Raw genomic sequence first — 1,494 nt, 5'->3', positions numbered from 1 at the left:
ACCGCCACCTTCACCGGCACCACGCACCGCGAGGCCACCGACGACAGCGCCGCGTCCAGCCCCCGGTCGGTCAGCACCGCCGGATGGATCCCGCGTGCCAGATCCCGCAGCTCCTGGAGGGCGATCTTCACCTCCCCGTGGGCCTCGTCCACCATGCGCGCGGCCGCCAGCGGGTCCTCCGCAAGCTTCTCCTTCGCCAGCCCCAGGTCCATGGCCAGCGCCACCAGCCGCGCCTGCGCCCCGTCGTGCAGATCCCGCTCGATCCGCCGCAGGTCAGCCGCCGCGGTGTCGACCACCACGCCCCGGTCGGACTCCAGCTCGCTCACCCGGCTGTCCAGCCGGGACGGCCCGAGCAGCCCCCCGACCAGGACCCGGTCGACGGTGGTCAGGGCCCGGAACACCCAGGGCGTGGCCAGGGTGAGGGCCAGCCCGACCAGGGAGGTGAGCAGGATCTCCGCGGGGGAGTCGAGGCTCAGGACGTAGTCGCCGTTGTTGAAGACCATGAGCCCGGACTGGTCGGTGAAGGCCGGGAAGACCCAGAACCAGAGCGGGTACAGCAGGAAGCCCCACCCGTACGCCCAGAACGTCAGCGCCACGCAGAAGCCGAACACCGCCCACGGGAAGTGGATCACGGAGTACAGCGCGTGCCGCCAGGCGCTCCCGCTCTTGAGCAGCGCCCCCATGGCGGCGAGGGCCCCGCTCTTCCCGGCACGGATGGGCGCGGGGTCGGGGATGTCGGTCCCCAGGAAGGTGCGGACCCGGGCCCGCTCCAGGTGGCCGAACCCCCGGCACATGGCCAGCATGCCGGCGAGCACCGGAACCCCGAGGAAGGTGACGAGCAGCCCGGCACCGAGGCTCAGGCCGGTGATCGCGAGCGAGAAATAGAGGACGCTCAGCGGCAGCCCGATCAGCAGGTACCCGAACTCGCGCCAGGTCCGCCCCTCGACGGGCGCCCGCAACACGCTCCGGATCCCCCCACCACTGCCCGTGCCCTTGCCGTTCCCCATGAACCCGCCCGCCCTTCCATCAGCCCGTACCCCCCAACCCTCCCGCTCCCACCCACCCCGAACCATCCGGCGAGTCGGCATGTCCACCGGGGGGTTAACCCCACCAAACCCAGCGATGGAACGCGGGGTCCGGGCCGGAGCCCCGATCTTGAAGCCGCACTTGACGTAGTCGGACGGAAAATCCAGCCACGTCGGGCAGCACCATCCAGCCACGCCGGGCACCCTCAGCCTCGCGGGGTCCGGGGCGGAGCCCCAGGAGGCGGCGCGGCACCCGCACAACAAACGAACGGGACCCCCGCCACCCCGGACGGGAGTCCCACGCCACAACAAGGGGGCCCGGGGGCTAGCCCCGCCCGGCGCCCGCCCCCGTGCGGTCGCGCCACGGCAGCTCGGCGGTCACCGTGGTCCCCCCGCCGGCGGGGGAGTCCACCACCAGCACCCCATCCACGGCGTCCAGCCGCTCCCCGAGCCCCGCCAGCCCGCTCCC

General features: G+C 73.2%; 1 protein-coding gene and 1 pseudogene. Both read right to left on the bottom strand.

Translation table 11 applies throughout. The features are described from left to right. The coding region (locus ACGFYU_RS37885) for a sensor histidine kinase (RefSeq protein WP_393831842.1) at positions 1-1,007 on the bottom strand (1,007 nt) is incomplete at its 3' end. Positions 1,008-1,350: 343 nt separating this feature from the next. Next, positions 1,351-1,494 (bottom strand): annotated as a pseudogene (locus ACGFYU_RS37880) (sensor histidine kinase); the annotation flags it as partial.

It is taken from the genome of Streptomyces sp. NPDC048337 (assembly GCF_043201175.1).
Classification (GTDB): domain Bacteria; phylum Actinomycetota; class Actinomycetes; order Streptomycetales; family Streptomycetaceae; genus Streptomyces.
The sequence above is the reverse complement of the archived record's forward strand: the minus strand, read 5'-3'. Positions and strand labels throughout refer to the sequence as shown.